Origin of the sequence: Pseudonocardia lacus, assembly GCF_018531445.1 — a bacterium.
Taxonomy (GTDB): Bacteria; Actinomycetota; Actinomycetes; order Mycobacteriales; family Pseudonocardiaceae; genus Pseudonocardia; species Pseudonocardia lacus.
The window spans coordinates 1-24837 of record NZ_JAHDTH010000123.1 but is presented as its reverse complement, the minus strand read 5'-3'; the positions used below and the strand labels follow the sequence as shown (position 1 = coordinate 24837).

Here is a 24837-nt window from a genome sequence, read left to right as displayed (position 1 = left end):
GGCGTGCCGCGCATCCGCCGGTGGGCGGCGCGCAGGGCCGGGAACCGGACGTGCCCGCGCAACACGCCGTCGAGAAGTTCGGCTCCGGCCGGGCCCAGCGCGACGGCCGCGTCGAGCGCGGTCAGCGGGAGGCCGCTGACGGGCAGCCCCCGCACCCGGGTGAGGTCGGCCGGACCCAGCTCCCGCACCCGCACGCCGACCCCGACCCGCGGCCGCCGCCCGGCGGCCGCCACCGTGACCGTCACGACGTCGGGCGGCTCCGCCAGCAGGCCGTGCAGCCACGCCGCCGAGAGCCCGGACAGCACGGCCGTCGGCCCGGCCCACAACAGGGCCGCCCACATCGCCGCCTCCGGCCCCATCGGGCCGCGCACGAGGTAGACGCGGGGGTGCAGCGGCTGCCAGCGGCGCAGCCGCAGCCGGTCGTCGACGGCGGCCGGGGTGAAGCCCGCGGCCACGGCCTGCTCGCGGGTGAGCACCCCGGCCTGGAGGTCGAGCAGGGAGCTGAGAGCGGGGGCGGCGGGCGGGGCGGCGTCTCGGTCCATGACCGGCACTGACGGCGGCGGGGCGCGAACGGTTCCCCTCCCGTGTGCGATGGGGAACGAACGGCCCCGATCCGTCGCGATCGCGAACGGCCCGGTGGGTCAGGGTGCCGCGGGAGTGGCGGCGAGGAGGGCGCGGAGGTCGGGCAGGACGGCGCGGTCGGCGTCGACCCAGTCGACGGCTTCCAGCTCGTCGGGCCCCACCCAGCGCAGCGCCGAGTGCTCCAGTGCGGTCGGCTCCGACCCGTCGACGAGGACCGCGGCGTGCACGCGCAGCACCCCGGCGTCGATGAGCAGGTCGGTGCCCACCCGGCCGGTCGGCGCGACGGCGCACCCGAGCTCCTCCCGGCACTCCCGCACGACCGCGTCGCCCTCGCTCTCCCCCGCCTCCACCCGTCCGCCGGCCAGCTCCCAGCGCCCGGCGAGCGCGGGCGGGCGGGTGCGCCGGGCGGCGAGCACCGTGCGGTCGCGGACGAGGGCGGTGGCCACCACGACCGCGCCGGTCGCGACCGCGGCGGCGGCCTCGACCAGCAGCTCCGCCCGGGCGGTCCGCAGCCCGCGCAGGAGGAGCCGGGTGAGCGGACCCGCGCCGCACTCGTCGCGGATCGCGGTGCCGGTGCCGGTCGGGACGAGCCGGCCCGACCAGCGCGCCCCCCGCCACGGCCGGGAGCGCACCACGGCGGACACCTCCTCCGGCCCCGCCGCGCACACCTCGACCGCAACCGGGAGGCGCAGCCCGGGCAGGACCCGGACTCCGATCGTCAGCACGTCGCCGGGCACCAACCAGCGCGTCGGCCGGCGCCACAGCCGGTGCCCCGCCGCGCGCAGCGCGGCGTCGAGCAGCACGGCGTCGCGCAGCAGCCCGGCCACCGTCCGCGCTCCCGCGTCCACCCACACCACGGCAGCGATGGTCGCAGGCCCGGCGGTCAGGCGTCGCGGCGCAGCATCCGGTGGGTCGCCAGGCCGGCGCCCACCGCCGTGTAGCAGAGCGCCCGCAGCGAGCTCTCGATCAACCCGCCCCACGGCATCGGATCGCGCAGCACGTCGGCACCGGCCGTCCAGCCGCTGGTGAGCAGGTAGGGCTGCAGCCAGTCGAGCGCCGGGACGGCGGTCAGCACGCCGAACACGATCAGCCCACCGAGCACCGCGGCCAGCACGACCATCGGGTGCTCGGTCAGGGAGCTCAGCGCCAGCGCGATGGCGCCCACCGCGGCCAGCTGCCCCACCGTCCACACCACGACGACCGCCAACCGGCCCATGGCCTCGGCCAAGCCGATCGTGGTGCCGGACAGCGTGACGAGCTGCCCGTCGGCGGCGCCGACCACGACCAGCGCGGCGAGCACCCCCACCACGGCGATGACCAGCACCGCGAGCGTGGCCACGACCAGCACGCCGAAGGCCTTCATCACCACCAGCCGCAGTCGGCCGACCGGGGCCAGCAGCAGCCCGCGCAGGGTGCCGCTGGCGGCCTCGCCCGCGATGGCGTCGGCGGCGGCCGTGGTGACCGCCATCGGCAGCAGCAGGGCCAGGGCCAGGGTGATCGAGGCGACCGGCAGGACGAGCCCGTTGCCGGCGACCGCGCCGATCAGGCCGGGACCGCCGCGGCGATCGGCGAACTCGTCGGCGACCACCGTGACGCCGATGGCGATCACGATCGGGATCAGCGCCAGCACGCCGAGCATCACCAGCGTGCGCGGCCTGCGCAGCACCCAGGTCAGCTCCGAGCCGAGCAGGCGGGCGAGCGGGGCCGAGCGGGGCGCCGCGGCCGGGAGCACGGCGGTGGTCACTGGGCCTCCTCCTCGATGAGCCGGGCCGACGGGGCGTCCGGGTCGGTGCGGCGGGCCTCGCGCCACGCGGCGGTCACGGGGTCTCCTCGGTGAGCCGGGCGAACAGCTCGTCCAGGTTGGTGCGGTTGCGGCGGGCCTCGTGCACCGCGACGCCCGCGCGCACCAGCAGGGCGATGACCTCCGGGGCGGGCGGGCCGTCGTCGGAGGCGGCGACGCCGTCCTCGGTGCGGTACGCGGTGACCCCCACCTCGCGCAGGGTGCGCAGGGCGAGCTCCACGTCCGGCGTGCTGACGACGAGCCCGGAGCCGCCGGTGTCGAGCAGGGTGCGCAGCTCCCCGGCGGCCAGCAGCGAGCCGGACTGCAGCACGGCCACGTGCGTGCAGGTGGCCTCGACCTCGGCCAGCAGGTGCGAGGAGACGATCACGGTGGCGCCGCCGGCGTGCAGCTCGCCGATGACGCGCCGCACGTCGCGGGTGCCGGCGGGGTCGAGGCCGTTGGTGGGCTCGTCGAGCACGACCAGCCGGCGCGGCAGCAGCAGCGCGGCGGCCAGGCCGAGGCGCTGCTTCATGCCGAGCGAGTAGCCGCGGTAGCGGCGGTCGGCCGCGGCGGAGAGCCCGACGCGCTCCAGCGCGGCGTCGACGACCGGGCCGAGCGGCTGCCGGCCCAGCAGCGGCTCGGCGGCCGCCACCCGGCTCAGGTTGGCCCGCCCGGACAGGAACGGGTGGAACCCGGGCCCCTCGACCAGGGCGCCGACGTGCGGCAGGGCGGCGCTCGCGGCGGCGTCGACGTCGTGGCCGAGCAGCTCGGCGCGCCCGGCGGTGGGACGGGTGAGCCCCAGCAGCATGCGGATGAGGGTGGTCTTGCCCGAGCCGTTGGGGCCGAGCATGCCGAGCACCGACCCGGTCGGGACGTCGAGGTCGACGCCGTCGACGGCGACGGTCGCGCCGAACACTTTGCGCAGCCCGATCGCGCGGGCGGCGAACCCCGCCTCCGCGGCCGGGGCGGCGGTGGCGGGGTCGTCGGACGAGGTGGTGCGCCGGTCGGTGCCCGTCTCTTCGGTGCCCGTCTTCTCGGTCGTCTTCTCGGTCGTCTTCTCGGTGCTCGTCTTCTCGGTGCTCGTCACTGCCCCAGTGCCTCGGTGAGCACCTGCTCGGGCACGGCGCCCGCGGCCACCCGGCCGTCGTCGGTGATGATCGCGCTGGCGACGGCGGTGCTGATCAGCGTCCCGCTGCCCCACGGCCCGCTCACCGGCGTGCCCAGTGCGGAGAGGTCGATGTCGGGCCGGCCCTCCGGCGCGCCCTCGCGGCGCGGGTCGTCCAGCGCGCCGCCCAGGTCGCCGCCGGAGATGACGGCGACCGTGTCCCACCCGTCGCCGACGATCGTCGGCTCGACGCCGTCGGGCAGCCCCTCGGGCTTGCCGCCGAGCGGGCCACCGTGCGGACCGCCGGGCCGACCGGCGTCCTCGGGGGCCGGCTCGACGGTGGCCCCGGGCGGCGGGGTGAAGGTGAACAGCTCCGGGTCCTGCGGGCCGAACTCCAGGTCGGTGAAGCCCAGCTGAAGCGCCGGCTCGGTGGAGCCGTTGGCCAGCACGGTGAGCCGCAGCGGCACCCGGTGCTCGGCGTCGACGGCCAGGCGGACCTCGCGCAGCAGCGTGCGCTCGGTGGCGGCCGGGGTGAGCACCAGCTCGTAGGCGGGGCGCCCGGCGACCTCGGCGGTGCCGTCGACGCGGACCTCGCTGCTGGCGCGCAGCACGTCCAGGGCCTCGGTGGCCGCGGCGGTCGGGTCGGCCACGGCCGACTCCCGCTCGGCCGGGCCCTTGTCCGCCGGTGCCGTGTGCACGGTCTGGTCCTCGGAGTTCCACGCCCAGAACGTCTCGCCGTCGGAGACGAGGGTGCGCTCGCCGGAGTCGGTCGGCAGCTGCACGCGGCCCCGGCCCTCGCCGTCGGACCAGACGCGGGCGGAGCTGTCGCCGGCGGCGGCCTGCGGCATGCCGGGCAGCGCGGGCAGCCCGAGCGCGTTGTCCAGCTCGACGGTGCCGCCGAACGCGCCGACGTCGGCGGTCAGCACCGAGGCCACCAGCTCGTCCGCGGTCACCGGGGGCAGCTCGGGGGCGGCGCCCGCCCCGCCGGGCAGGGCCAGCAGGCCCAACCCCACCGCGCCGGCCACCGCGACGCCCGCCGCGGCGCGACGCCCGATCGTGCCCCGTCCGGAAGTACTGCCCTGCGCTGTCATGGGTTCAGCTTGACCCATCGCCGCTGAGAGCGTTCTGAGGTGCTGAGAGAGCCCTGAGGTGCGGGGTCGGCGGGGTGGGTAGCGTCCCGCAGCGATGGCACGCGTACTGGTGGTCGACGACGAACCGGGCATCCGGACGGCGGTGGCCCGCGGCCTGACCGCCGAGGGCATGGAGATCGTCGCGGTCGGCGACGGGCGCTCCGCGCTGGACGCCGCGCTCACCGGCGGGTTCGACGCCATCGTGCTGGACATCATCCTGCCGGGGCTGTCCGGCTACCGGGTGCTCGAACAGCTGCGCGCGGCCGGGGTCGACACGCCGGTGCTGCTGCTGTCGGCGAAGGACGGCGAGTTCGACCAGGCCGACGGCCTCGACCTCGGCGCCGACGGCTACCTCGTCAAGCCGTTCGCGTTCGTCGTGCTGGTCGCGCAGCTCAAGGCGATGCTGCGCCGCCGCGACGCCGCGCTGGGACGCACCGGGCAGCGGGTGCGGCTGGGTCCGCTGATCGTCGACCCGGTGGCCAGGGCGGTCAGCTGGGACGGCGACTCGATCGAGCTCTCGCCGCGCGAGTTCGCGCTGCTGCACGCGCTGGCCAGCCGGCCGGACACCGCCGTGGCCAAGGACGAGCTGCTGCGCCTGGTCTGGGGCGACGAGCAGGCGGTGAGCCGCAACGTCGTGGAGGTCTACGTCGGCTACGTGCGCCGCAAGCTCGACGCCGTCGGCGCCGGGCACGTGCTCAAGACCGTGCGCGGCTACGGCTACATCGTCGCGTCCCCGTGATGGGGCGGTTCCGCCGCTGGTGGGGCGGGCGCACCCTGCGGCTGCGGATCACGCTGGTGGTCGGGCTCGTCGCGCTGCTGGCGCTGCTCGCGCTGAGCAGGCTCGGCGTGGGCCTGCTGACCAACGGCCTGGTCAGCGCGGCCGACAGCGAGCTGCGCGAGCAGGCCGACGCGGCGGCGTCGCAGCTGGTGGCCGGCGCCGCGCCGGAGCGGGCCCGCGGCCCGCAGACGCGGATCGTCGACACCGAGGGCGTCCCGGTCGACGGCGGGCCGGCGCTGCCGCTGCACCCCGAGCAGGTCCGGGCGCTGGCCGCGGGCAACGCGCTGATCGTCGGCCGCTACCCGGACGTGCGGCGCTGGCTGGCGGTCTCGGTCGTCGTCCCGGACGGCTCGACCCGGCTCGTGGTGGTCGTCGGCGACCTGGTCGGGGCCACGACGCTGCTCGCGCACGCGGCGGTCGGGCTGGTGCTGGCCGGGCTGGTGCTGGCCGGGGTCGTCACGCTGGCCGCGTGGGCGGCCACCCGGGCCGCGCTGCGCCCGGTCGACCGGATGCGGCTCTCGGCCGCCGCCCTGCCACCGGGCGAGCGGCTGCCGGTGCCGGCGCCGTTCGACGAGCTGCGGGCGCTGGCCGAGGAGTTCAACCTGCTGCTGGCCCGCCGCGACGACGCCGTCGCCCGGTTGGAGCGGTTCACCGGCGACGCCGCGCACGAGCTGCGCTCACCGGTGGCCGCGATCCGGGCGCAGGCCGAGGTCGCCGTCGCCCACCCCGACCCCGACCTGGCCGAGGAGACGCTGCGCTCGGTGGCCGAGGAGGCGGCCCGGCTGTCGACGCTGCTGTCCGACCTGCTCGCGCTGGCCCGCGCGGACGCCGGACGTCGCCCGCCGGCCCAGCCGGTCGACCTGGTCGCCGCGGCCGCGGAGGCCATCGCCCGCGCCACCGCCGCGACCACCGACGGCCCCGCGCTCGAACTGGTCGCGCCGACCCCGGCCGCCGTCGCGGCCACGCCGTCGGAGGTGGCGACCGTGCTGGACAACCTGGTCCGCAACGCCATGCGCCACGCCGACTCGCTCGTCCGCGTCGCGGTGCTGCCGGCCGGGCGGACCACCGTCCGGCTCGTCGTCGAGGACGACGGCCCGGGCATCCCGGAGGCCGACCGGCAGCGGATCTTCGACCGCTTCCTGCGGCTCAACCCGGAGGCCGGCGGCGGCGCCGGGCTGGGCCTGCCGCTGGTGGCGGCACTGGTGCAGGGCCGCGGCGGCACCGTGACCGTCGGCGCCCGCGACACCGGCGGCGCCCGCTTCGAGGTCCGCTGGCCCACCTAACCCACCCCCCACTCGGGTTGGACGAGAGGCGCGCTCGTGCGACCAGGTTGGACGAGAGCCGCGCTCGTGCGGCGTCGCCCGCCGGCGAGACGCCCCGAAGGTGGCTTCCTGACCGGGGGCGAGCGGAGCAGCGCCCGGCCGGGCAGGATGCCCGGCATGGCCGATCTGCTCGACGACGACGCCGTCTCCGCCGCCCTCGCCGACCTGCCGCACTGGGAGCGCGACGGCGACGCCATCGTGCGCACCGCGCAGCTTTCCTCGTTCCCGGTGGCGATCGAGGTGGTCGGCCGGGTGGGTGCGCTCGCCGAGGAGCGCGACCACCACCCCGACATCGACATACGCTGGCGGACCCTGACGTTCCGCTGCTCGACGCACTCCGCGGGCGGGCTGACGAAGCTGGACGTCGAGCTGGCGAGGGCCATCGAGGACGAGGTCAGCGCCGCCGGCGGGTGAGGCCGCGGATGTCGGTTCAGTCGGCGGTCGCGCCGACCGGCTGCGCGACGGGCGCCGCGGGGCGGGTGCGCACGGTGAGCAGCAGCCCGACCACGGCGACCGCCAGCGCGGACCCGAACACCGGCAGCGCCAGCACGCCGACGGTGTCGACGACGACGCCGCCCAGCACCCCGGCCAGCGCCATCCCGAAGTAGATCGCCGAGGCGTTCAGCGCGAGCACCAGCCCGCTCGGGGCCAGGTCCAGCAGCATCGACTGCACGGGCGGGTTGAACGACCAGGTGAACGCGCTCCAGATGAACAGCGCGACGGCGGCGCCGGCGACCGTGGTCGCGGTCAGCGGCAGCGTCGCGATCATGACGACGAACCCGGCGAGCACCCCGAACAGGGCGGGCAGCGGGCCGAACCGGTCGGCGGCCCGGCCGCCGACGGCGTTGCCGACGATCGCGCCGACGCCGTAGACGAGCAGGAGCGCGCCCACGACCGCCCCGCTGAGCCCGGCGGTCGCGGCCAGCAGCGGCACGATGTAGATGTAGACGCTCATCGTGGCCAGCACGCCGAGCACGGTGACCGCGATCATGGTGAGCACCCGCCGGTCGGCGGCCACCGCGAAGCGCTCCCGCAGCGATACGGCCGGGGGTGGCGCCATCCGCGGCAGCACCCGCACGAGCACGGCGGCCACGACCAGCGAGACGACTGCGACCAGCGCGAACGCCCACCGGTACCCGACGGTGTCGCCGAGCAGGGTGCCGATCGGCACGCCGAGCGCCAGCGCGATCGTCAGCCCGCTGAACACGACGGCCACGGCGCGGGCGCGTTCCTCCGGTGGGCGCAGGGCGGTGGCGAACAGGGTGGCGGCGGGCGTGTAGGCGGCGGCGCCGAGCGCGGTCACCACGCGCCCGGCGATCAGCGCGGGGTAGGTGGTGGCCAGCGCGGCGATCGCGTTGCCGGCGGCCGCGGTGAGCAGCGCGACCAGCAGCAGGGTCCGGCGGTCCCAGCGCCCGGCCAGCGTGGCCAGCACGGGGGCGCCGACCGCGACGGCCAGGGCGAACGCGGTGACGAGTTGGCCCGCGGCGGTCAGCGAGACCCCGAGTTCGGCGCTCACCGCCGGCAGCACGCCGGAGATGACGTAGGCGCTGGTCCCGACGGCGAACGCGCCGGCGGCCAGCAGGGAGGTGCGCAGGTGCACGGGACGACCCTTCGGAGGCTTCAAAGTTCGATGGTGACCGTACTACGACGTTCGTCGAACTTCGATACCTGTCGTACTATTGACGGCGTGCCCGCCGCCGAGCAGACCCTGCTGCCGCAGCCGTCGCGCGCGGAGATCCGCGTCGAGCAGGTGCTGCAGGCCCTCGGCGACCCGGTCCGGCTGCTGCTCGTGCGGGCGCTGGCCGCCGGCCCGGCCGTCGGCATCGCCTGCGGGGCGGTCCCGCTGCCGGTCACCAAGTCCACCCGCACCCACCACCTGCGGATCCTGCGCGAGGCCGGTGTCATCACCATGCGCACGGAGGGCACCCGGCGGATCGCCTCGCTGCGCCGCGACGACCTCGACGCCCTCTACCCCGGCCTGCTCGACGGCGTCCTCGGCGCGGCCCACTGATCCGGCACTCCCACTGGCCCGGCCCGGGCGCATCACCGACGATGCCCGGATGGAGAAGCTGCCGCGCAAGCCGTACGAGAAGGAACTCCTGCGCCTGCAGGGCGAGCTGGTGCAGATGCAGGAGTGGATCCGGACCAGCGGCACCCGGCTCGTCGTGGTCTTCGAGGGCCGCGACGCGGCCGGCAAGGGCGGGGCGATCCAGCGCATCTCGGAGTACCTCAACCCCAGGATCTGCCGCATCGTGGCGCTGCCCGCGCCCACCGAGCGCGAGCGCGGCCAGTGGTACTTCCAGCGCTACGTCGCGCACCTGCCGGCGCCCGGCGAGATCGTCCTGCTCGACCGCTCCTGGTACAACCGGGCCGGCGTCGAGCGGGTCATGGGCTTCTGCACGCCCGCCGAGTACGACCGCTTCCTGCGCCAGTGCCCGGTGTTCGAGGACCTGCTGATCGAGGACGGCGTCCTGCTGCGCAAGTACTGGTTCTCGGTCAGCGACGCCGAGCAGGAGCGGCGCTTCCGCGACCGGATGAACGACCCGATGAAGCAGTGGAAGCTCTCGCCCATGGACCTGGAGTCGATCACCCGCTGGGAGGACTACTCGCGGGCCAAGGACGAGATGTTCGCCCACACCGACACCCGGACCTCACCGTGGTTCGTGGTGGAGTCCGAGGACAAGCGGCGGGCCCGGATCAACACGATCGCCCACCTGCTGTCCACCGTGCCGTGGGAACCGGTGCCGCCGCGCGAGCTGTCGATCCCGCCGCGCCCGCCGCTGCGCGGCTACCAGCGTCCGCCGCGGGAGCAGTTCCACGCGGTCCCCGACCACGCGGCCAGCCTGCTGTAGGGCCCGGGAACGACATCGTGGGACCGGACCCCGGACGAGGTGTCGGTCCCACGGCGCCACCGGCGGGCTCAGCAGCGCCCGCGGAGCCCGTACCGGGTCAGCCGCGACACGACCCCGGACTGGGTCGGCAGCCGCAGTACGGCCGGCAGGCCGGGCGTGTGGCGCCCCGAGTAGCGCCGGCAGACCTCCGGGCCGCACGTGCTGCAGTCGCGGCCGGCGCGGAAGTGCTCGTGCGCGTCGACGTCGTGACCACAGCGGCAACGGGCAGCGGCGACCGCGGTGCGGGTGCTCATCGGGGTACTCCTGTGAGGTCGATCGGGGAGGCGTGGGGGGTGTGCCCGGTCGGGGAGGCCGGACACACGTGATCTCGCCGATGGGCCGGGTTTCGTATCACCCTCGGTCCCGCATTCATCACTTTGCGGTACACGGCCGTCGCGAACGCCTGCTCATCGGGACTGCTAGTGTCGGCGCCGTGCAGCGCCTGTACTGGTTTACGCGACCGGCCCGGAACGGGTCGGCCGGCGTAGTGCCGCGCTGACACCCCACCCCCGAGCCGGAGAACGAGCCGGCTCGGGCGGACGCGCGGGCCGGGCTCGTCCGAACAGGAAGCCCGACATGCCCGTCATCCCGTCCCTGCCCGCCACCGCCGCCCCGGCGCTGGACGAGCACCGCACCACCCGGATCAGCCCGCTGATCTCCCCCGCGCTGCTGCGCCACGACCTCCCCGTCGACGACGTCGTCGCCGACACGGTGGTGCGTGCGCGGGCCGACGTCGTCGACATCCTCGACGGCCGCGACGACCGGCTGCTCGTCGTCGTCGGGCCGTGCTCGATCCACGACCCGGCCGCCGCGATGGACTACGCGCACCGGCTGGCCGCGCAGGCCGAGCGCCGGTCCGGGCAGCTGCGGATCGTCATGCGCACCTACTTCGAGAAGCCGCGCTCGACGGTGGGCTGGAAGGGTCTGATTAACGACCCGGGCCTGGACGGCACGTTCGACGTCAACACCGGGCTGCGCACCGCGCGCCGGCTGCTGCTGGAGGTCAGCGCGCTGGGGCTGCCGGTGGGCTGCGAGTTCCTCGACCCGATCACCCCGCAGTACCTGGCCGACGTGGTGAGCTGGGGCGCCATCGGCGCGCGCACCGCGGCCAGCCAGGTGCACCGCCAGCTGTGCAGCGCGCTGTCCATGCCGGTCGGGATCAAGAACGGCACCGACGGCGACGTGCAGGTCGCCGTGGACGGCGTCGGCGCCGCCGCGGCCGGGCACGTGTTCATGGGCATCAACCCCGACGGGCTGGCCGCCCTGATCACCACCGCCGGCAACCCCGACTGCCACGTGATCCTGCGCGGCTCGTCCACGGGCCCGAACCACGACGCGGACTCCGTGGCCGCCGCCCTGGACCGGCTGCGCGCCGCGGGCCTGCCGGGACGGGTGCTCGTCGACGCCAGCCACGGCAACAGCGGCAAGGACCACGTCCGCCAGGCCGGTGTCGTGCGCGAGCTGGCCGGGCGGATCGCCGCCGGCGAGTCGGGGGTGGTCGGGCTGATGATGGAGAGCTTCCTGGCCGCCGGTCGCCAGGACCTGGCCGGCGAGCTGACCTACGGGCAGAGCGTGACCGACGCCTGCATGAGCTGGGACACCACCGCCGGGCTGCTCGACGAGCTGGCCGCCGCGGTCGACGCCCGCCGCTGAGCCCGTTCCCGCGGCGGGTGGCACGTTCCGGCGCGTGCCGCCCGCCCAGGACCGGGTCATCACCCGGGCGTGGCGCCGGGCGGTCGCGGCCGTCACCGGTTCGAGCGAATGCGGCCGCGACGCCCCGGCGCGGCGGTAACGACCGGACATCGGGCACGAAAGGTGAGCGACCGATCACGTACCGGATCGGCATCCAGCTCCCCGAGGACGGTCCCGGACATGTTCAGACCACTGGTGGTCGCCGTCGCGGCGCTGGCCGCCGTGACGCTCACCGCGGGCCCGGCCGTCGCCGCGCCGGTCCCGGCCCAGACCGGCACCGCCAACACGTGTGCCAACCCCGTCCTCGCGGTGAACACCACCGGCTGGAGCGGCACCGGCGGCATGACCATGCGCAACGCCGCGACCTTCCACCCGTCGGCGCAGTACGCGTTCTGGGTGCTGGCCCAGGCCCCGTCCGTGGTCGTGACACTGCCCGCGCAGCAGGTCAGCGCGGGTGAGCAGCGCACCTTCGCGGCGGACGTCCAGGCCGGGGGCAGCGCGCGGGCGGGCGTGGCGTGGTTCACCGCGGCCGGCAGCCGGATCTCCGGGGCCGAGGGCACGCCCGTGACGAGCACGCAGACCTCGTGGGTCCGCGCCTCGGTCTCGGGGACGGCGCCCACCGGCGCCACCCGGGCCGTCGTCACGCTGACCGCGACCCCGCAGTTCGGCACCTGGCTCAAGGCGACGGCCTGCACCTACACGACGACCGCCGCCCCGCCGGTCACCACGACGACCGTGCCGCCGACCACGACGGTCCCCCCGACCACCACCGTGCCCCCGACGACCGTGCCCCCGACGACGGTCCCGCCCACCACGACCGTCCCCCCGACCACCACCGTCCCGCCCACCACCACGCTCCCGCCGACGACCACCCTCCCCCCGACGACCACGACGGCACCCCCGACGGGCCCGGGTGACGGCACCCAGGCGGCGACCCTGCGGGGCTGGGGCCCACGCGTCGACGGCGACGAGTTCGACGGGACCGCCGTCGACACCGCCAAGTGGGGCCTCTACAACAGCCCCGGCCACAACGGGAAGGGCCTGCGCCGGCCCTCGCAGATCACCGTGAACAACGGCGTGCTGACGATCACCGGCAACTCCGTGGGCACCACCGGCGGCATGTCGATGCGCGACGGCCGCATGTACGGGCGGTGGGAGGCGCGGATGCAGATCCCGCGCGGCGACAACCGCTACCACCCCGTGCTGATCCTGTGGCCGGACGCCGAGGACTGGCCGATCGGCGGCGAGGTCGACTACGCCGAGACCAACGCCGCCGCGTCCGACATCGACTTCTTCCTGCACTACGGCGCGCAGAACAAGACCACGCACGCGTCGAAGGTGCTGGACCTGACCCAGTGGCACAACTACGCGGTCGAGTGGACGCCGACGCACATCAAGGGCTTCGTCGACGGCGTGCAGTTCTTCTCCGACACCAACCCGACGCACCTGCCGCCGCGGGCGATGCACCAGACCATCCAGCTGGACTGGTTCCCGAACGGCACGACGCCGACGCTGGAGTCGCGGATGAACGTGGCCTGGGTGCGGATCTACAACGTCTGAGCCGGGTCCGGCAGCTCCAGGACCCGGTCGGCCACCGCGTCGGCCAGGGTCCGGTCGTGGCTGGTCAGCACGACCGCCGCCCGGGACCGCGCCGCGGTCAGCAGCTCGGCCGCCCAGCGCCGTCCGGCGGCGTCCAGGGCCCGCTCCGGCTCGTCGACCAGCAGCACCGTGTGCGGGCGGGCGGTGGCCCCGACCAGCAGCAGCCTGCGGCGCTGCCCCGCCGACAGCGCGTCGACCGGGACGTCGGCGCGCTCGGCGAGCCCGGCGGCGTCGAGCAGCGCGCCGGGGTCGCGGTCGATGCCGTGCGTGCCGGCGAGCAGGTCGGCGTACTGGCGGGCGGTGCGCTCGCCGACGTCGTCCGGCTCGTCGACCAGCACCGACACCGCGCGCCGGAACGCCGCGGCCCGCTCGTCCGGCGGCGCCCCGTCGACCAGCACCACGCCCTCGGTGACCGGCTGCTCGCCGGACAGGCAGCGCAGCAGGGTCGACTTGCCGGTGCCGTTGGTGCCGACGACCGCCGCGCACTCCCCGGGCCGGACCTCCAGGTCGATCCCGCGGAACAGCCAGTCGTCGAACCGCACCCCGACGCCCACCACCGACACCCCGTCCACCGGCCCGACGCTACCGACGGTCGGGGCTCACCCGCCCTCGGCCGCCAGCTCGGTGAGCCGCCGGGCCAGCAGCCTGCGCTCGGCGTCGGTGCCCGCCTGGTCGATCGCGACGCGGTAGGCCTCCGCGGCCTCGGTCGTGCGGCCCAGCCTGCTGAGCAGGTCGGCGCGGGTGGCGGCGAGCAGCGGGTAGCCGGCCAGCTCCCCGGAGCCGTCCAGCTCGCGGACCAGCTCCAGCGCCACCGCGGGCCCTTCGGCCATGGCCACCGCGGCGGCGCGGTTGAGCCGCACCACCGGCGACGGGACCATCCGCGCCAGCCGTGCGTACAGGGCGGAGATCTGCACCCAGTCGGTCTCGTCCGGGCCGGGGGCGGTGGCGTGGCAGGCCGCTATCGCCGCCTGGACCTGGTAGGGACCCGGCGCCCGGCGGAGCAGGGCGGCGTCGAGCAGGGCCGTGCCCTCCTCGATCATCTCGGTGTCCCAGCGGCTGCGGTCCTGCTCGTCGAGCGGCACCAGCTCGCCGACGGCGTCGGTGCGCGCCGCGCGGCGCGAGTCCTGCAGGAGCAGCAGGGCCGCCAGCCCGAGCGCCTCCGGCGCGGTGGGCATCAACCGGGCCAGCGTGCGGGCGAGCCGCACGGCCTCCGCGCACAGGTCGCCGCGGATCGCCTGCGGTCCGGTCGCGGCCGCGTACCCCTCGTTGAACAGCAGGTACACCACGCCGAGGACCCCGCCGAGCCGCTCGGGCAGCAGGTGCGCCGGCGGCACCCGGTACGGGATGCCGGCCGCCCGGATCTTCTTCTTGGCCCGCACCAGCCGCTGCGCCATCGTCGCCTCCGGCACCAGGAACGCCCGGGCGATCTCGGCGGTGCTCAGCCCGGCCAGCGTGCGCAGCGTCAGCGCCACCCGCCCCTCCAGCGGCAGTGCCGGGTGGCAGCAGGTGAACATCAGCCGGAGCCGGTCGTCCTCGATGCCGCTGTCGGCGACCTCGTCGACCGGCGCCTCCGGGTCGGGCAGCGCGGCCAGCTCGCGCAGCTTCCCCGCCTCGATGCCCGCCCTGCGCAGCCGGTTGCGGGCCAGGTTGCGGGCGGTCGTGGTGAGCCAGGCGCCGGGGTTGCGCGGCACGCCGTCGCGCGGCCAGCGGATCACGGCCCGCGCGACGGCGTCCTGGGCGCATTCCTCGGCGAGGTCCCAGTCGCCGGTGGTCCGGATGAGCGTGGCCACGATCCGGCCCCACTCCTGCTGGAACACCGTGACGACGGCCGCCGCCGCGGAACCGCCGCTCATCCCGTCCAGAACGGCCGCACCTCCACCATCCCCTCCCGGGCCATCGGGTGCCGGGAGGCCACCTCGATGGCCTCGTCGAGGTCGGCGCACTCCAGCAGGTCGTAGCCGGCGATCCGCTCCTTGGTGTCGGCGAACGGGCCGTCGGTGAGCAGTACCTCGCCGCCGCGCACCCGGACGGTGGTGGCGTCGGACGGCTCGGCGAACCGCTCGCCCTCCAGCCGGATGCCGCGCCGGTCGTACTCCTCGACCCACTGCTCGATGGTCAGGCCGGTGCCGTCGTCGGGGCCGGTGTCCTCACCGTCGGTCGCGCAGATCAGCAGCATGTAGCGCATCGGTTCCTCCTCGGTCGCGGGCGCCCGGACGGGCACCTCCACCCCTACGACAACCGGGCCCCCGCCGGATCGACACGTCCCCGGAAATTCCTCCGAAACTCTCTCAGTCGCCCCAGTCGAGCTGGTGCTCCGGCGTCCCCACCGAGCGCCCGTACGCGACGGCCTCCTCCCGGCCGGCCGCGTCGCCCTTGCGGTAGCGGAACGCCCGCCCGGCGAACACGACGACGTGCTCGTCGTCGGACCGGAAGTCGGCGTACCAGCCGTCGTCGGGCAGCAAGGCGGCCGCGAGCGCCTCCGCCAATTCGTCCGCCCGCCCGTCCGGGGCCTCGAAGTCGAGGAAGCTCCACACGTCGGGCTGGGTCGCGACCGTCGAGCCAGACACGTCATGTCGCCCGAAGCGGGTGACCCGCACGTCGGGCACCGTCACGTCCGCACCCACCCGCAGGCTCTCCAGCAGGATCCGTCCACGCAGCATGCCCCGATCGTGGCGGCACCCACCGACAGCCGCCCCGACGACAGCGCCCCCTCCCGAGGACGTTTGGACGCGCCGATCCCGAGCACCCCCGCACCATGGGAGAACAGCGACGGGACCAGGACGACGAGGGCTTCATCGAGAGCACCGTGCGCGACGCCACGGTCACCGGCGCCGGGGACGACCCCGAGCCGCCGGAGGAGCCGCAGGCCGCGAGCGCGATGCCGCGCAACAATGCGGGACCGGACGAGGACCAGTGACGTAGGGCCGGTCAGAACGGTGGCCCGGTGTCCGCGACCGGCGGCGGCCGGTCCGGTGGTCGGGCCCGCCGCCGCTCGACCTCGGCCACGACGTGGGCGGTGAGGTCGGGTCCGTCTTCGATGCGGTAGTCGTGCGGATCACTGGAATAGGACCGCCCGGTCGGCGTGGTCCAGGTGATCCGCCCATCCGGGTCCTGTCGCACCGACCAGCCCGGGGCGTCGTGCTTGAGGTGATGGTGATGCACACACACCCCATACAGGTTCGACGCCGCGGTGGTGCCACCGTCGCCGGCGAAGGCCACGGTGTGATCCAACTCCGAATCGATCGCCCGGCGCCGACAGATGGGATGGCGACAGTGCACATCCCGGGCCCGCACGAAATCCGCCAACGCCGCGGGCGGCCGGTAGGTGGTTCGGCCGTGGTCGAGCAACGCCCCCGATAGCGGGTCGGTGACCAACCGTTTCCACACCCCGTCCGCGGCGATCGTTCGGGCCAACGGGGCCGGGATCGGCCCGTACCCGACCAGCTCACCCGGCTGCTCGGCGGCACCGGTGAGGGTGTCCAACGAAACCACGACCTGCACCAACGGCTTACCCGGACTCACCGGCCCGGGCATCGGGACCTGACCCGCGTCCGCCCCGTCGGGCCCGGCCACCGTCAGCCGCCCGGTCAGCAACGCGGTGAGCAGATCCGCCCGCCGGGCATCCATGCCGCGCGGGTCCCCCGCGCCCATCCCCCGGGCCAGCCGGGTCAACCACTCGAAGGCCGACACCGCATCCGGGGCCGGCAGCAGCGCCCACAACGACGCCATCCCCTCCGGCTCCGGGTTGACCGCCACCCGCCGATCGGCGCGCGCCCTCTCCTGCCGCACCGCCGCACCCGCCGGATCAGCGGCGATCACCGCCCGCCCCAACGCCGCCCGCAACTGCCCCGCGGTCTGCTCCGCCGCGCGGGCCAACACCCGGTCCTGCACCGCGGTCGACACCACGGGATCAAGGTTCACGGTGGCATCCAGAACGGCCCGGACTTTCCTGGCATCCAGGAGCCCGTCCCGCCACGCCTCCCGCGTCCCCGCCAATTCGTCGTCGAGACGTTGGGCCTGCATCAACCGCACCGCCGCGGTCCCCCGCGACAACCGCAACACCACCCCGATCTCATCGGCCGCATACCGGCTCAACACGGTTGCAGTATCAGATTGGGCGGCTTCCGCGCTCTCGGCGGGCCGGCGACGCGCGAACTCGGCCAACAGTTCGGCCTGCCGGGCCTGCGCCCAGGAGGTCAGCCGGTCGAACCCGATGATCGCCTCAACCAACCCGGCATCATCCAGGCTCTTCGGGTGCGGGGTGGCCATGTCCAACTCGACACCCAGCCACCCCCCCGGTGGGCATTTCCGACAGCGGAAGAAGCGACTCGCCCTGTTCCCGCAATGCGTCGATCGCGCCGATCCACCCGCGCTCGGCGAGCGCGGGCGGATCGACGACAGCGGTTTCGAACACAGGTTCGATGGTATCAGGAGTAGCGCGGAAATGGCTACTTCCGGTCGGCCGGAGTGGAATTGTCGGACCGTGCTGCTATCGTGTTGATGCCAACTCTATTTCCTCACGGATTGGAGTGGTGAATCGACCGTGTGCTTGGTCGGGGTGGGTATTCGATGGCAAGCCGACCCGCACCACAGGCGCGCCGGCGCCGAGGAGCGGAAGCGGCGCGGCAGCACTGGTCGAGGCTCGCGGGACGCGCGTCACCACCCACTCGGCACGCCCCCGGACCCGGGGGTCCTGGGTACACCTCGCAGCCCTGGACGTGGTCTCGCAACCCGCCGGCGGGCTGCGACAACCCACCCGACGCTGCGCGGCCGCCACCACCTCTGCGAGCCACCGTGTGCACAACGCCGGCCGGCCACGGGCCTGTCCCGGGCCGGCACCGGGGGCCGAACCGGAGATCAACTCGGCGCGCCGACCCGTGGTCGACCGGCCAGGATGCCCGTTCAGCTCCCAACTTCACGTCGTTGCGCGTCCCCCCGGGCCCCGGCGAGCGACCGCCCGGCGGCCCTTGGGCGCACCTCGCAGCCCTGGACGTGTACTTGCAGCCCGCCGGCGGGCTGCGACAACCCACCTGACGCTGCGCAGACGCCACCGCCTCTGCGAACCGCCGTGCACGCGCCGACCGAGGCCGCCCCGGCAGCCCGTTCTCGGGGAATGCCGACCACCCCCGACCGAGTTAGTTGAGACGTGAAGAAGATTGGCTTCCTGTCCTTCGGCCACTGGTCGGCGTCGCAGCACTCGATGGTGCGGTCGGGGGCGGACGCCCTGCTGCAGTCGATCGAGCTGGCGGTGGCGGCCGAGGAGGTGGGCGCCGACGGCGCGTACTACCGCGTGCACCACTTCGCGCAGCAGCTCGCCTCCCCGTTCCCGCTGCTGGCCGCGGCCGCGGCGCGGACCAGCCGGATCGAGCTGGGCACCGCCGTGATCGACATGCGCTACGAGAACCCGCTGTACATGGCCGAGGACGCCGGGGCCGCCGACCTCATCTCCGGCGGCCGGCTGCAGCTGGGGATCAGCCGGGGATCGCCCGAGCAGGTGATCGACGGCTACCGCTACTTCGGCCACGTGCCGCCGGAGGGCATGAGCGACGCCGACATGGCCCGCGAGCACACCAAGGTGTTCCTCGAGGTGCTCAAGGGCGAGGGGTTCGCGCAGCCCAACCCGCGCCCGATGTTCCCGAACCCGCCGGGCCTGCTGCGGGTCGAGCCGCACTCACCGGGGCTGCGCGAGCGGATCTGGTGGGGCGCCGGCAACCGGGCCACCGCGGAGTGGACGGCCGAGCAGGGCATGAACCTGATGAGCTCGACCCTGCTCACCGAGGACACCGGCGTGCCGTTCCACCAGCTGCAGGCCGAGCAGATCCAGCGGTTCCGGGACGCGTGGAAGGCCGCCGGGCACGACCGCGAACCGGGCGTGTCGGTCAGCCGCAGCATCTTCCCGATCGTCAACGACCTGGACAAGCAGCTGTTCTGGCAGCAGCGTGGCAGCACCGACCAGGTCGGGTTCCTCGACGGCGGGAGCGCCCGCTTCGGCAAGACCTACGCCGGCGAGCCGGACAAGCTGGTCGCCGAGCTGGCCGAGGACGAGGCCATCGCCGCCGCGGACACGCTGCTGCTCACCGTGCCCAACCAGCTGGGCGTCGAGTACAACGCCCACGTCGTGGAGAGCGTGATCACCCACCTCGCCCCGGAGCTGGGCTGGCGCTGACCCCGGGCGGCGGTGGTTCCATCGGCGGAATGGACACGCGCAGTGACCTCCGCCGGTTGCTGGCGCGGGATCGCGCCACGCTGCTCGACCTGCTCCGCGACCTCCCGTCCGCCGACTGGCAGCGCCCCACCGCGGCCGGGCCCTGGCTGGTGCGCGACGTAGGTAGAGCACTCACCTGACGCGCGGAACCGGCACCGCTCGCCCGTCAGGGGCGCGCGCCAGCTCGGCGTGCCGCCGCGCCAGGAACCGCCGCTCCACCGGGTTCGCGGTGAGGTCCAGGGCCAGCTGGTAGGCCGTGGCGGCCTCCGCCGACCGGCCGAGCCGGGCCAGGACGTCCGCCCGGGCGGCCGGGAGGTAGGGGTAGTCGGGGAGGGCAGGGGCCAGGTCGTCGATCTCGCGCAGGACCGCGGTCAGGTCGGTGCCCGGCAGCCGGCTCCGCGCGGCCGCCCGGTTGAGCGCGACGACGGGCGACGGCCAGACCCGCAGGAGGGCGTCGTAGGTCGTGACGACCTGCGGCCAGTCGGTCTCCGCCCAGGAGGGGGCCGTCGCGTGCAGCCCGGCCACCCCGGCCTGCAGCGCGAAGCGCCCGCGACGCGGGTGCCGCAGTGCCGCCGTCGTCAGAGCCAGCCCCTTCCTGATCAGCGCGCGGTCCCAGCGGGAGCGGTCCTGGTCGGCGAGCAGCACCAGGTCGCCGGCGGAGTCGGTGCGGGCCGGGCCGCGGGCCTCGGTGAGCAGGACGAGCCCGAGGAGCGCGCGCGGCTCCGGCTCGTCGGGCAGCAGCCGGACCAGCATGCGGGCGAGCTCCGTGGCGCGCCCGATCAGCTCGGTGTCGCGCAGGTCGGTGCGCGACCCGCGGTGCCCGGCGGTGTGCACGAGGTGCACCACGGTGAGGACGGCGTCCAGCCGCTGCGCCAGCTCGTCGTCGGGCGGGACGCGGAACGGGATCCGCGCCGCCGCGATCTTCTGCTTGGCGCGGGTGATGCGCCGGGCGACGCCCGCCTCCCCCGCCAGCAGCACGGCGGCGATCGCCGGGACGTCCACCCCGCACACCAGGCGCAGGGTGAGCGCGACCTGCGATTCCAGGGCCAGCGCGGGGTGGCAGCAGGTGAAGGCGAGCCGCAGCGGGTCGGTCGGCTCCGGCTCGTCCCCGCCCCCGGCCGGCTCCACCAGCAGCGGGAGCTTGCGCCGCAGGGTTGCCTCGCGGCGCAGCCGATCGAGGGCGATCCGGTGCGCGGTCGTCGTCAGCCAGCCCGCGGGGTTGTCCGGCGCGCCCGCCGGCCAGGACCGCAGGGCCCGCTCGACGGCCTCCTGGGTGCAATCCTCGGCCAGGTCGAGGTCGCCGGTGAGGCGGGCCGTGGACGCGACCACCACGGGCCACGCCGCCCGGAACACCTCGTCGGACGGCGCCATCAGCCGCCGTCCGGCGTCTCCATGACCGGCCGCACCTCGATGTTCCCGGCCGGGCAGACCTTCGCCAGGCGCAGCGCCACGTCGAGGTCGGGCGCGTCGATGACGTAGAAGCCGCCGAGTGCCTCCTTGGTGTCGGCGAAGGGGCCGTCGGTGACCAGCGCGCCGCCCTCGCCGCGGCGGACGGTGCTGGCGGTCGACGACCGCTCCAGCGCCTCGCTGCCCAGGATGCTCGCGCCCGCGGCGCGGACCGCGGCCATGAACTCCTCGTGCAGGCCCATCACCTCGGCGACCGCCTGCTCGTCGGCGGTGTCCCAGAACTCCTCCGAGTCGTACATCAGGAACATGTAGCGCGCCATGGCGGAAACCCTCCGGTGTCGGTCGTCGCGTCATCATCCTGACGATCGGGCGCGACCGGATCGGACACCGGTCCGATGCTCGTTGGAGACTGGGCGCATGGGACTGCGGTTCAGCACGCGCCGGTCGGACCAGCCGCTGGTCCGGTCCGTGTGGACGTGCACCAGCAGCGGGGTCGGCGAGATGACTTCGGTGGCCACGCCGTGGTGCGGGCTGGTCTTCACCCAGCGCGACGGACGGTCGTGGGCGGGGGTGACCGGTCCGGAGACCGCGACCGGCACCGCACCGGTCCCCGAGGACGCGACGTTCGTCGGCATCGACTTCGCGGTCGGCACCTCGCTGCGGGGGATGCCGATCGCCTCCCTCGTCGACGGCGGCGTCGACCTGCCGGGCACGACGCGCAGGTCGTTCCGGCTCGCCGGCTCGCGCTGGGAGACACCGGGCCCGGACGACGCCGAGGCGCTGGTCGAGCGCCTCGTCCGGGCGGGCGTGGTCGTCCGCGACCCGCTCGTCGGCGAGGTGCTGCGCGGTGGCCGGCCCGAGGTGTCCGACCGCACCCTCGAACGGCGGTTCCGCGCGGCGACGGGCCTCACCCGGGGCGCCGTCCGCCAGATCGAGCGGGCGCGGGAGGCGGCCGACATGCTGGCTGCCGGCAAGGGGGTCGCCGACGTCGTCGACGCGCTGGGCTACTTCGACCAGCCGCACCTGGCGCGGGCCCTGCGCCGCTTCATCGGGCGCACGGCCACGCAGCTGCGCGAGGGGACCGGCGGCGCCCTCGCGCTGGACCCGGCTCAGCCGGTCACGTCATAGCAGAGCTTCACGACGCCGTTCGGGTAGCTCTTCGACTCCCGCAGCCGCAGCACGCGCTTGTCGTGGTCGGCGTCGCTGAACAGGCTCTTGCCCGCCCCGAGCAGCACCGGGAAGACCAGCAGGTTGTAGCGGTCGACCAGGCCGGCGGCGGCCAGCCTCCGCGCGAGCTCGGCGCTGCCGTGGATGAAGACCGCACCGCCGTCGCCGTCCCTGAGCGCCGAGACGTCGGCGGTGGAGCGCAGGATCGTGGTCTCGCCCCAGCCGTCGACCAGGGCGTCCTCCGACAGCGTCGAGGAGACCACGTACTTCGGCAGGTCCTTGTAGGCGACGTGGTCCTCGGACCGGGGCCATGTGGTCGCGAACGCCTCGTAGCTGCGCCGGCCGAACATCAGCGCGGACGTCTCGGCGAGCTCCTCGCCCTTGAGCTCGTAGGCCTCGGGCAGGAACTCGACGTCCTTGAACACCCACCCGGCGCTGCGGTGCTCCTCGCCCGGCCCGCCGCCGGGTGAGTCCACCACGCCGTCGAGCGAGGTGAAGGCGGTGTACACGATCTCTCGCATCTTGCGGTCGTCCCTTCGGGTCCCGACGGCCGCGCGGCCGTCGACGTCATCGGCCGCGACGCTAGGGGCCCGACGCCGGCCGGGTCTTGCACAGAACCGACACGGACCGTCGGGGGCTCCGCCATCCTGCCGGCAGCCGACGGGGAGACGAGCCCATGACCAGGTACGTGATCACTCCGGCGGTCGCCCTGCGGTTGGTCGCCGACCGCGCCGCGGTCGCCGACGGGCACCAGCTGCTGGGCCCGACCCTGAGTCACCCGGCTCCAGGCCGACGCCCTCGTCACGCTCGCCCCGGCGCTCGCCGCCACGGCGGAGGGCGTCGTGCCGGTCGCGCCGTTCGAGGCCCTGACCTGACGCGACCGGGGCCGGGGCCGGGGCCGGGGCCGGAAGAATCTTGTTCCGAGGTGTCGATCCCGTGTCCCCCCGTTCGTCTTACAGCCACTGAACGGGAACCATGGAGGAGGACACCGTGAAGTACGTGATGCTGATCTTCCAGGGCGACGCGCTGCAGCGGCAGGCGGAGCTGCCCGAGGAGGAGAAGAAGCAGGTCTGGCAGGACTACCACGCGATCAACGAGACGCCGGGGGTCACCCCCGGCCTGCCGATGGGCCTGCCGGAGACCGCGACCACCGTGCGGGTCGAGGGCGGGAAGACCCTGACCACCGACGGCCCGTTCGTCGGGATGAAGGAGGCCGTTGGCGGGCTGTTCATCCTGGAGGCCGACGACCTCGACGCGGCCATCGAGGTGGCCTCCCGCGTCCCGGCGGCCCGCTACGGTGGCGCCGTCGAGATCCGGCCTTCGGAGGTCTATTGGTAACCACTCTCGAACAGGTCTTCCGCGAGGAGTGGGGCCGCGTCCTGGCCACTCTGATCGGTCTCCTCGGCGATTTCGACCTCGCCGAGGAGACCGCCCAGGAGGCGTTCGCGGCGGCCGCCGACCGGTGGCCCCGCGAGGGCGCCCCGAGCAACCCGCGCGCCTGGCTGATCACGACGGCGCGCAACCGGGCCACCGACCGCATCCGCCGCGACCGGGTCCTCACGGCGAAGTACGCCCTGCTCCTCGCCGACGACCGCGCGGAGGCCCCGGTGGACGCGATGCCGACCGACACGGCGTTCCGCGACGAGCGCCTCGAGCTCATCTTCACCTGCTGCCACCCGGCGCTCGCGGTCGAGGCGCAGGTGGCGCTCACCCTGCGCACGCTGGGCGGGCTCACCACCGACGAGATCGCCCGCGCCTTCCTGGTGCCGGAGCGCACGATGGCGCAGCGGCTGGTGCGGGCCAAGCGCAAGATCAAGGCGGCGGCGATCCCGTTCCGCGTGCCCCCGGCCCACCTGCTGCGCGAGCGCCTCGACGCCGTCCTCGCCGTCGTCTACCTGATCTTCAACGAGGGCTACGGCGGTCGCGACGAGCTGGCCGCGGAGGCGATGTGGCTGGGGCGCGAGCTCACCGGGCTGCTCCCCGACGACGCCGAGGTCCGCGGGCTGCTGGCGATGATGGTCCTGCACGACTCCCGCCGCGAGGCCCGCTTCCGCGACGGCGAGCTCGTGCTGCTCGGCGACCAGGACCGGTCGCGGTGGAACACGGCGCAGATCGACGTCGGGCGCGCCGAGCTGGACCGGGCGCTCGCGCTGGGCGGGCGCGGTCCGTACGTCGTGCAGGCCGCCATCGCGTCGCTGCACGCCGAGGTGCCGTGCGACTGGCCGCAGATCGCGGTCCTCTACGGCCGGCTCGCGGAGCTGACCGGCTCGCCCGTCGTGGAGCTCAACCGCGCCATCGCCGTCGCCGAGACCGAGGGGCCGGAGGCCGGCCTGCGCATCGTCGACCGGCTCGGCCTCGTCGACTTCCGCTACCTGCACTCGACCAGGGGTGAGCTCCTGCGACGCCTCGGGCGCACCGAGGAGGCCCTGGACGCCTACCGACGGGCGAGCCGACTGACCGAGGACGGCGCCGAACGGCGCTTCCTCGACCGTCTGACGGCCGAACTGGCCGCCGACGCGGACCCGCGCTGAGACCGTCACCCAGCGGCGCGGTGAGCTCCGGTGGCGACCGCCGGGCGTGGCTACAGCGGCCGTGAAGCGGCGCCGGGCCTACTTCCCGCCGGCGGGCGCCACGGGCGACCGCGGAGGAGAACGATGGACCGGAGCACATCCCCGCGCAGTTCGGCCGGCTGGCCGTCGAACCGGCCGGTCCCGGCCACCTACCATCGCACCCGATGTAGGTCGCAGACCGCGGAGAGCCACCTCGACGCTCCCGCCCAACCGCACCGCACCCCGGCCGGCCTCGGGAGACCGTCGATGAACGCGCTGCTGGTCGCACGAGGCTCGGTCGTCGACCAGGCGACAGCCGAGGACTCCGGCGACCCGTACGCCGACCTGGACGTCCTGCGGGCCCACTGGCGGAACCCGCGATGACGGGCTCGGCCGCGGCACTGGACCTGCTCGACGCCGTCGTGGACCGGCACGGGCCGGACGTCCTGGGCGACGCCGTCGCGCTCGAAGGCGCGCTGCGGATGGCGACCGCGCCCCCGCCCGAGGCGCAGCTCACCGCGATGGTCGGCGCCGCGGCCACCGGTGCGTCCGCGCGGATGCGCGCCGCACGGGCCGAGGGCGCCGGGCCGGACGCGGTGATCGCGGCGGGCACCGAGGTGGCCGGCGACG

The 24837-nt window shown here is 75.0% G+C and carries 29 protein-coding genes; 14 read left to right on the top strand and 15 right to left on the bottom strand.

Features of this window, described 5'->3' with window-relative positions; genetic code table 11:
• From KIK08_RS24110 to KIK08_RS24090, 5 genes are all read right to left on the bottom strand, one after another.
• Positions 1-542 (bottom strand): type IV toxin-antitoxin system AbiEi family antitoxin (locus KIK08_RS24110; protein WP_491063187.1); only part of this gene is annotated, 542 nt, incomplete at its 3' end.
• Positions 543-641: 99 nt separating this feature from the next.
• Positions 642-1439: a (deoxy)nucleoside triphosphate pyrophosphohydrolase gene (locus KIK08_RS41375; protein WP_308257839.1), complete on the bottom strand. Its 798-nt coding sequence runs from the start codon at positions 1437-1439 to the stop codon at positions 642-644.
• A 26-nt stretch (positions 1440-1465) separates the two neighbouring features.
• Entirely contained in the window at positions 1466-2326 is an 861-nt protein-coding gene (locus KIK08_RS24100) for an ABC transporter permease subunit (RefSeq protein WP_214405516.1), read from the bottom strand.
• A 73-nt stretch (positions 2327-2399) separates the two neighbouring features.
• Positions 2400-3449 (bottom strand): ABC transporter ATP-binding protein, encoded by a 1050-nt coding sequence (locus KIK08_RS24095; protein WP_214405515.1) that lies wholly within the window; start codon positions 3447-3449, stop codon positions 2400-2402.
• Positions 3446-4558 carry a LolA family protein gene (locus KIK08_RS24090; protein ID WP_214405514.1) on the bottom strand — a complete coding sequence of 371 codons (1113 nt, stop codon included), beginning with the start codon at positions 4556-4558 and terminating at the stop codon, positions 3446-3448. Before KIK08_RS24090 ends, KIK08_RS24095 begins: the two co-directional genes overlap by 4 nt.
• A 94-nt stretch (positions 4559-4652) precedes the next feature.
• Here KIK08_RS24090 and KIK08_RS24085 point away from each other — a divergent pair, with 94 nt between their 5' ends.
• From KIK08_RS24085 to KIK08_RS24075, 3 genes are all read left to right on the top strand, one after another.
• Complete coding sequence (locus tag KIK08_RS24085; RefSeq protein ID WP_214405513.1) at positions 4653-5336, top strand: response regulator transcription factor; 684 nt, start codon at positions 4653-4655, stop codon at positions 5334-5336.
• On the top strand, positions 5336-6658 hold the full coding sequence (locus KIK08_RS24080; RefSeq protein ID WP_214405512.1) for a sensor histidine kinase: 1323 nt from the start codon (positions 5336-5338) through the stop codon (positions 6656-6658). Before KIK08_RS24085 ends, KIK08_RS24080 begins: the two co-directional genes overlap by 1 nt.
• Before the next feature lie 156 nt (positions 6659-6814).
• On the top strand, positions 6815-7111 hold the full coding sequence (locus KIK08_RS24075) for a 4a-hydroxytetrahydrobiopterin dehydratase (protein ID WP_214405511.1): 297 nt from the start codon (positions 6815-6817) through the stop codon (positions 7109-7111).
• A 16-nt stretch (positions 7112-7127) separates the two neighbouring features.
• On the opposite strand, the gene KIK08_RS24070 is transcribed toward KIK08_RS24075, so the two are convergent.
• The gene (locus tag KIK08_RS24070) at positions 7128-8297 is read right to left on the bottom strand and encodes an MFS transporter (protein WP_308257838.1); all 1170 of its coding nucleotides are present in this window, start codon (positions 8295-8297) and stop codon (positions 7128-7130) included.
• Positions 8298-8375: 78 nt separating this feature from the next.
• On the opposite strand from KIK08_RS24070, the gene KIK08_RS24065 reads away from it, so the two are divergent.
• Together KIK08_RS24065 and ppk2 are read left to right on the top strand one after the other, a co-directional pair.
• Positions 8376-8708, top strand: a complete 333-nt coding sequence (locus KIK08_RS24065; protein ID WP_408004716.1) for an ArsR/SmtB family transcription factor — start codon at positions 8376-8378, stop codon at positions 8706-8708.
• A gap of 49 nt (positions 8709-8757) precedes the next feature.
• Positions 8758-9549 carry a polyphosphate kinase 2 gene (gene ppk2, locus KIK08_RS24060; protein ID WP_214405510.1) on the top strand — a complete coding sequence of 264 codons (792 nt, stop codon included), beginning with the start codon at positions 8758-8760 and terminating at the stop codon, positions 9547-9549.
• Between the two features lie 68 nt (positions 9550-9617).
• Here the strand turns inward: ppk2 and KIK08_RS24055 are convergent, their stop codons facing one another.
• Positions 9618-9842, bottom strand: a complete 225-nt coding sequence (locus KIK08_RS24055; RefSeq protein ID WP_214405509.1) for a hypothetical protein — start codon at positions 9840-9842, stop codon at positions 9618-9620.
• A 322-nt stretch (positions 9843-10164) separates the two neighbouring features.
• On the opposite strand from KIK08_RS24055, the gene KIK08_RS24050 reads away from it, so the two are divergent.
• Positions 10165-11241, top strand: coding sequence for a 3-deoxy-7-phosphoheptulonate synthase (locus tag KIK08_RS24050; protein WP_214405508.1), 1077 nt, complete (start codon positions 10165-10167; stop codon positions 11239-11241).
• 219 nt (positions 11242-11460) lie between these two features.
• Positions 11461-12840, top strand: coding sequence for a glycoside hydrolase family 16 protein (locus KIK08_RS24045; protein WP_214405507.1), 1380 nt, complete (start codon positions 11461-11463; stop codon positions 12838-12840).
• Here KIK08_RS24045 and KIK08_RS24040 read toward each other — a convergent pair.
• The 4 genes from KIK08_RS24040 to KIK08_RS24025 all read right to left on the bottom strand — a co-directional run bounded on the left by KIK08_RS24040 (position 12828) and on the right by KIK08_RS24025 (position 15539).
• The gene (locus KIK08_RS24040; RefSeq protein ID WP_308257836.1) at positions 12828-13451 is read right to left on the bottom strand and encodes an ABC transporter ATP-binding protein; all 624 of its coding nucleotides are present in this window, start codon (positions 13449-13451) and stop codon (positions 12828-12830) included. The two genes, KIK08_RS24045 and KIK08_RS24040, sit on opposite strands and share 13 nt — an antisense overlap.
• A gap of 27 nt (positions 13452-13478) precedes the next feature.
• Positions 13479-14732, bottom strand: a complete 1254-nt coding sequence (locus KIK08_RS24035; protein WP_214405506.1) for an RNA polymerase sigma factor — start codon at positions 14730-14732, stop codon at positions 13479-13481.
• Positions 14729-15064: a YciI family protein gene (locus KIK08_RS24030; protein WP_214405505.1), complete on the bottom strand. Its 336-nt coding sequence runs from the start codon at positions 15062-15064 to the stop codon at positions 14729-14731. The genes KIK08_RS24035 and KIK08_RS24030 overlap by 4 nt, the downstream gene beginning before the upstream one ends.
• A gap of 103 nt (positions 15065-15167) precedes the next feature.
• Positions 15168-15539: a hypothetical protein gene (locus tag KIK08_RS24025; protein WP_214405504.1), complete on the bottom strand. Its 372-nt coding sequence runs from the start codon at positions 15537-15539 to the stop codon at positions 15168-15170.
• A gap of 95 nt (positions 15540-15634) precedes the next feature.
• Here KIK08_RS24025 and KIK08_RS24020 point away from each other — a divergent pair, with 95 nt between their 5' ends.
• Complete coding sequence (locus tag KIK08_RS24020) at positions 15635-15796, top strand: hypothetical protein (protein ID WP_214405503.1); 162 nt, start codon at positions 15635-15637, stop codon at positions 15794-15796.
• An 11-nt stretch (positions 15797-15807) separates the two neighbouring features.
• On the opposite strand, the gene KIK08_RS24015 is transcribed toward KIK08_RS24020, so the two are convergent.
• A complete protein-coding gene (locus tag KIK08_RS24015) occupies positions 15808-17148 on the bottom strand; it encodes an HNH endonuclease (RefSeq protein ID WP_214405502.1) in 1341 nt (446 codons plus the stop codon).
• An 877-nt stretch (positions 17149-18025) separates the two neighbouring features.
• On the opposite strand from KIK08_RS24015, the gene KIK08_RS24010 reads away from it, so the two are divergent.
• Together KIK08_RS24010 and KIK08_RS24005 are read left to right on the top strand one after the other, a co-directional pair.
• Positions 18026-19045 carry an LLM class flavin-dependent oxidoreductase gene (locus KIK08_RS24010; RefSeq protein ID WP_214405501.1) on the top strand — a complete coding sequence of 340 codons (1020 nt, stop codon included), beginning with the start codon at positions 18026-18028 and terminating at the stop codon, positions 19043-19045.
• Between the two features lie 29 nt (positions 19046-19074).
• A complete protein-coding gene (locus tag KIK08_RS24005; protein WP_214405500.1) occupies positions 19075-19224 on the top strand; it encodes a hypothetical protein in 150 nt (49 codons plus the stop codon).
• On the opposite strand, the gene KIK08_RS24000 is transcribed toward KIK08_RS24005, so the two are convergent.
• Both KIK08_RS24000 and KIK08_RS23995 read right to left on the bottom strand, forming a co-directional pair.
• Complete coding sequence (locus KIK08_RS24000) at positions 19217-20455, bottom strand: RNA polymerase sigma factor (protein WP_214405499.1); 1239 nt, start codon at positions 20453-20455, stop codon at positions 19217-19219. The two genes, KIK08_RS24005 and KIK08_RS24000, sit on opposite strands and share 8 nt — an antisense overlap.
• Complete coding sequence (locus tag KIK08_RS23995; RefSeq protein ID WP_214405498.1) at positions 20455-20811, bottom strand: YciI family protein; 357 nt, start codon at positions 20809-20811, stop codon at positions 20455-20457. Before KIK08_RS23995 ends, KIK08_RS24000 begins: the two co-directional genes overlap by 1 nt.
• Before the next feature lie 97 nt (positions 20812-20908).
• On the opposite strand from KIK08_RS23995, the gene KIK08_RS23990 reads away from it, so the two are divergent.
• Positions 20909-21619: a helix-turn-helix domain-containing protein gene (locus tag KIK08_RS23990; RefSeq protein WP_214405497.1), complete on the top strand. Its 711-nt coding sequence runs from the start codon at positions 20909-20911 to the stop codon at positions 21617-21619.
• Here KIK08_RS23990 and KIK08_RS23985 read toward each other — a convergent pair.
• Positions 21601-22179, bottom strand: a complete 579-nt coding sequence (locus KIK08_RS23985; RefSeq protein WP_214405496.1) for a dihydrofolate reductase family protein — start codon at positions 22177-22179, stop codon at positions 21601-21603. The two genes, KIK08_RS23990 and KIK08_RS23985, sit on opposite strands and share 19 nt — an antisense overlap.
• A gap of 469 nt (positions 22180-22648) precedes the next feature.
• Here KIK08_RS23985 and KIK08_RS41880 point away from each other — a divergent pair, with 469 nt between their 5' ends.
• The 3 genes from KIK08_RS41880 to KIK08_RS23970 form a co-directional block, all read left to right on the top strand.
• Positions 22649-22996, top strand: a complete 348-nt coding sequence (locus KIK08_RS41880; protein ID WP_214405495.1) for a YciI family protein — start codon at positions 22649-22651, stop codon at positions 22994-22996.
• Positions 22990-24189, top strand: coding sequence for an RNA polymerase sigma factor (locus KIK08_RS23975; RefSeq protein ID WP_214405494.1), 1200 nt, complete (start codon positions 22990-22992; stop codon positions 24187-24189). The genes KIK08_RS41880 and KIK08_RS23975 overlap by 7 nt, the downstream gene beginning before the upstream one ends.
• 398 nt (positions 24190-24587) lie before the next feature.
• Positions 24588-24837, top strand: a 250-nt coding sequence (locus tag KIK08_RS23970) for a hypothetical protein (RefSeq protein WP_214405493.1), incomplete at its 3' end; no start/stop codon positions are given.

Excerpts from the sequence above, each read along its gene's own strand:
- KIK08_RS24050 (WP_214405508.1), top strand. The coding sequence starts at position 10,165 with ATGCCCGTCATCCCGTCCCTGCCCGCCACCGCCGCCCCGGCGCTGGAC.
- KIK08_RS24005 (WP_214405500.1), top strand. The coding sequence starts at position 19,075 with ATGGACACGCGCAGTGACCTCCGCCGGTTGCTGGCGCGGGATCGCGCC.
- KIK08_RS24035 (WP_214405506.1), bottom strand. The coding sequence starts at position 14,732 with ATGAGCGGCGGTTCCGCGGCGGCGGCCGTCGTCACGGTGTTCCAGCAG.
- KIK08_RS24020 (WP_214405503.1), top strand. The coding sequence starts at position 15,635 with ATGGGAGAACAGCGACGGGACCAGGACGACGAGGGCTTCATCGAGAGC.
- KIK08_RS24085 (WP_214405513.1), top strand. The coding sequence starts at position 4,653 with ATGGCACGCGTACTGGTGGTCGACGACGAACCGGGCATCCGGACGGCG.
- KIK08_RS24075 (WP_214405511.1), top strand. The coding sequence starts at position 6,815 with ATGGCCGATCTGCTCGACGACGACGCCGTCTCCGCCGCCCTCGCCGAC.
- ppk2 (WP_214405510.1), top strand. The coding sequence starts at position 8,758 with ATGGAGAAGCTGCCGCGCAAGCCGTACGAGAAGGAACTCCTGCGCCTG.
- KIK08_RS24045 (WP_214405507.1), top strand. The coding sequence starts at position 11,461 with ATGTTCAGACCACTGGTGGTCGCCGTCGCGGCGCTGGCCGCCGTGACG.
- KIK08_RS24030 (WP_214405505.1), bottom strand. The coding sequence starts at position 15,064 with ATGCGCTACATGCTGCTGATCTGCGCGACCGACGGTGAGGACACCGGC.
- KIK08_RS24000 (WP_214405499.1), bottom strand. The coding sequence starts at position 20,455 with ATGGCGCCGTCCGACGAGGTGTTCCGGGCGGCGTGGCCCGTGGTGGTC.
- KIK08_RS24055 (WP_214405509.1), bottom strand. The coding sequence starts at position 9,842 with ATGAGCACCCGCACCGCGGTCGCCGCTGCCCGTTGCCGCTGTGGTCAC.
- KIK08_RS23985 (WP_214405496.1), bottom strand. The coding sequence starts at position 22,179 with ATGCGAGAGATCGTGTACACCGCCTTCACCTCGCTCGACGGCGTGGTG.
- KIK08_RS24080 (WP_214405512.1), top strand. The coding sequence starts at position 5,336 with ATGGGGCGGTTCCGCCGCTGGTGGGGCGGGCGCACCCTGCGGCTGCGG.
- KIK08_RS23995 (WP_214405498.1), bottom strand. The coding sequence starts at position 20,811 with ATGGCGCGCTACATGTTCCTGATGTACGACTCGGAGGAGTTCTGGGAC.
- KIK08_RS24015 (WP_214405502.1), bottom strand. The coding sequence starts at position 17,148 with ATGGCCACCCCGCACCCGAAGAGCCTGGATGATGCCGGGTTGGTTGAG.
- KIK08_RS23990 (WP_214405497.1), top strand. The coding sequence starts at position 20,909 with ATGGGACTGCGGTTCAGCACGCGCCGGTCGGACCAGCCGCTGGTCCGG.
- KIK08_RS24025 (WP_214405504.1), bottom strand. The coding sequence starts at position 15,539 with ATGCTGCGTGGACGGATCCTGCTGGAGAGCCTGCGGGTGGGTGCGGAC.
- KIK08_RS24090 (WP_214405514.1), bottom strand. The coding sequence starts at position 4,558 with ATGACAGCGCAGGGCAGTACTTCCGGACGGGGCACGATCGGGCGTCGC.